Source organism: Kineococcus gurbantunggutensis (assembly GCF_050871925.1).
Classification (GTDB): domain Bacteria; phylum Actinomycetota; class Actinomycetes; order Actinomycetales; family Kineococcaceae; genus Kineococcus.
Window position 1 is genome coordinate 1 of sequence record NZ_JBJLSG010000276.1, and the last position, 3,328, is coordinate 3,328.

General features: G+C 73.9%; 4 protein-coding genes. 1 reads left to right on the forward strand and 3 read right to left on the reverse strand.

The window, feature by feature from the left end; translation table 11 throughout:
- Window positions 1–189: 189 nt before the first annotated feature.
- Entirely contained in the window at window positions 190–1,179 is a 990-nt protein-coding gene (locus ACRYR7_RS24875) for a hypothetical protein (RefSeq protein WP_432575028.1), read from the forward strand.
- 148 nt (window positions 1,180–1,327) lie between these two features.
- Here ACRYR7_RS24875 and ACRYR7_RS24880 read toward each other — a convergent pair whose 3' ends face one another.
- The 3 genes from ACRYR7_RS24880 to ACRYR7_RS24890 all read right to left on the reverse strand — a co-directional run bounded on the left by ACRYR7_RS24880 (window position 1,328) and on the right by ACRYR7_RS24890 (window position 2,414).
- Window positions 1,328–1,648 (reverse strand): hypothetical protein, encoded by a 321-nt coding sequence (locus ACRYR7_RS24880; RefSeq protein WP_432575029.1) that lies wholly within the window; start codon window positions 1,646–1,648, stop codon window positions 1,328–1,330.
- Window positions 1,649–1,851: 203 nt separating this feature from the next.
- Window positions 1,852–2,037, reverse strand: a complete 186-nt coding sequence (locus ACRYR7_RS24885; RefSeq protein WP_432575031.1) for a hypothetical protein — start codon at window positions 2,035–2,037, stop codon at window positions 1,852–1,854.
- On the reverse strand, window positions 2,016–2,414 hold the full coding sequence (locus ACRYR7_RS24890) for a hypothetical protein (RefSeq protein WP_432575032.1): 399 nt from the start codon (window positions 2,412–2,414) through the stop codon (window positions 2,016–2,018). Before ACRYR7_RS24890 ends, ACRYR7_RS24885 begins: the two co-directional genes overlap by 22 nt.
- Between the last annotated feature and the right edge of the window lie 914 nt (window positions 2,415–3,328).

The window sequence follows — 3,328 nt, forward strand, 5'->3', positions numbered from 1 at the left end:
CCGCAGTCCAGGCACCGCAGTCCAGGCACCGCAGTCCAGGCACCGCAGTCCAGGCACCGCAGTCCAGGCACCGCAGTCCAGGCACCGCAGTCCAGGCACCGCAGTCCAGGCACCGCAGTCCAGGCACCGCAGTCCAGGCACGGCGTTAACGGGTTGCTGCGCCCGCACCGCCTGGGTCACGGTGCCGCGGTGGACCTGGCCGAGCAGCACCTGCTGGCAGCGGCAGCAACCCAGCTCGGCACCGCGCCGCAGACGATCACCGTCCTGACCCGCAGGCACGGGCGCCTGGTGGGCCATGCGGCGCTGCCCGCCAAGCCCGGCGCGCTGAGCGAGGCGGTCGCCGGAGCGATCGCCGAGGTCGTCGACGAGGTGGTCGTCAAGGTCTCCGCGTACGAAGCCGACTTCGCCGCCGAGGCCAGCGCGGTGCACGCGCTGGCCGCAGCCGGCTTGCCCGTCAGCCGCGTGCACCTGCTCCACCACGGCCCGCCCAGCGTGATCGCCCTGGGCTGGACCCCCGGGCGCGCGGTGCGCGCCGGCGACGACGAAGCGGTGCGGGCGCAGGTGGTGGACCTGCTCACCCGGGTCCACCGCCTGCCCGCCCAGGGTGCGTACGGCGGGGTCAACACGAACCTGGTGAGCTGGATCGACGGCTGGTGCACGCACGCCCTGAACTGGTGGGCCACCCAGCACCAGGTCACCGCAGGCCAGACCGGCACAACCAGGGCCAGCACAGCCAGGACCAGGGCAGCCCAGATCAGGGCGGCCCAGGCCAGCGCAGCCCGGCGCTGGTACCAGCGGGTGCGCCCCCTCATCGCCGGGCGCAGCGGCAGCCTGGTCCTGCTCGACGGCGTCCCGCAGCACTTCATCCTCAGCCCCGGCGCGCGGGTGAGACTGATCGACGTGGCCAACCTCCAGCCCGGGGACCCGGTGATGGACCTGGCCGTGCTGCACCTGCACGCCCCCGGCCTACTGCAGGACGTCCTGGCGCGCTACCGGCAGGTGCAGGTCGACCAGACGCACCTGGAGCACCTGCTGCCCTTCTACGTCTTCCTGCGCGCCCTGGCCGCGGCAGAGTGGCACGCCGACGTCCTGCACGACCACACCGGCCGGCGCGCGTGGCTGCACCGCGCCGCCTCAGCCCTGCACACCGCCGGCACCGGTCGAGGACACAGCAGTTGAGAGCAGCGGGGCTCTTCGAAACCGGGGAAGGGCCGCGGGCACGGGAGGTGCCGGGTTGTCACCCGCTCCAGGCAGGGTTGGCACTGCTGCGCGATCCGGTAACACAGTTGACCTGCCCCACCTTCCACCTGATCGCACAGCGCACCCGTCAGTTCTCCCGCGAGGACCCGCGGACCTGCCCGCACGCCTTGGCCCGCCGGTACAGCAGCACCCACACCAGCGTGCACACCAGCGCCGCACCACCAGCGCAGCCGATCACCCAGCCCGGCGCCAGGACGTCCCCGCGGCGTCCACCGGTGGCCACCAGGGTGGCCAAGGCGAAGAGCGCCGCGGCCAGCGCCCACACCCGCGTGCCCGTCGTGGGGGTGTGCGGATCGGTCCTGAGGTCCAGCGGCTTCCGCTGGGCGTCCCCGGCCCTGCGCTTGCCCACCGCGCGCCGCCAGGCGTCCTTCAACTGCGAGCTCCGCACGAGCGGCATCGTGGCGCGCACCCGCCGCACCCGCCGCACCCGCCGCACCCGCCGGCCGCGCGATGCAGCCGGCACCGCGAACGGTGCGACCTCATTGCAGCACTGCACCATCGGCCCGCGCCCTGAAAAGGTGCCCGAGCAGGGGAACGGTGCCCGACCACGCGAAGCGCTCGCCCATCCCCTGGCACCGATCAGCTGCCGGCTCACCGCAACGACTGCTCCAGCAAGGCGCTGGCCTGCCCCACCACCTCCTCAGCGCGCACGCCGCAGGCCTGCACCGACACCTGGATGACCAGCGACCCCTGCCGCGCGGTGGCCACCGCCCACCAGGCCGGCTCCTGGCCCAGCTGCTGCGGGGCGTAAGCGATCAGGGACTGCTCTGCGGGCACGGCGACCTCGACGATGCTCCACGGGCCCTCCTGCCCTGCGCGCTGCACCGGGCGGCCTGCTCAGCGCTCTGGGCGAACCACGCCCGCACTCCCTCACCATCACCCTCGCCCCTGTCTTCGAAGGCCAGGAGCTTCTGCTGCACCCACTGCCCCACCGGCCGGCTCGTACTGCGCTCACCGGTGGACCACCCCAGCACCGCGCTGGCGCTGACGGACGCGGTGCCGGTGCCGGTGCATGTGCAGGTGTCCTCGCGGCACACCCCGACCGTGGTGGACTCAGCGACCTGCACCGGCTGCGCCAGCTGCTCCACCCCAGCCACCGCTTGCACCGCAGCGGTGTCCAGCAGCACCTGCTGCACCCGCTGCTGCACGCTCACGGCCGGTGCAGGTCCTGGTGACGCAGGTCCTGGTGACGCAGGTCCCAGCGGTGCGGGCTCTGGTGGTGCGGACCCCAGCGGTGCGGGTTTCAGCGTTGCGGACCCCATCGCTGTGGACCCCATCGCTGTGGGCCCCGGCGCAACAAGATCCGGCGGGGCGGCATCCGGTTCGGGCAGCGACTGCTGCTGCGCAGCACGCAGCCACCCGGGCCCGCCGGCCACCTGGGACAGCACCAGCGCTGCCAGCACTACCGAGGCCACGACCACGGCCGCCGCCAGCCGCCGGTGCCGGCGGCGCCGACGCAGCGCACTGGCACGCCGGCGGGCCGCGGCAGCCATGACGGCCGCGTCCACGCCCGGGTCAGGGAAACCCACCCGGTGCAGCGCTCGGATCAGGTCCTCATCGCCTGCCTCGCCGGCGTGCTCTTCCACGAGTGTCCTCCTGAGCGGACGGGCTGAGCGGACGGGCTGAGCGGACGGGCTGAGCGGACGGGCTGAGCGGACGGGCTGAGCGGACGGGCCGGCCCGCGGCCGCTTGCCCCGTGAAGACGCCGCAGCCGGGGCAGGTGTTGCACACGCGCGCGAACGAGCGCCCGCACGGCGCCGGCAGCACCTGGCCAGCCGCCGGGTGCTGCCCGCTCGCACCGACCCCAAGGCACGTACGGCAGCCCGAGCACCCACCGCCACTGCTGGACCTGCACGGCCGGCCACCGCCGCAGCACCGGCCGGTGCAGAGGACGCACCGCCCCACGCAGGCACCCGCTGCAGCACGCCCGCGGCAATACACCGGGTCTGCTGCACTGATCGGTGACAGCTACGTCACGCGGCCAGGCTGGCCGGCGAGGTCATGATGGTCTCGTACTCGATGGGGGTCAACCGGCCCAGTCCGCTCTGCCGACGACGGCGGTGGTAGG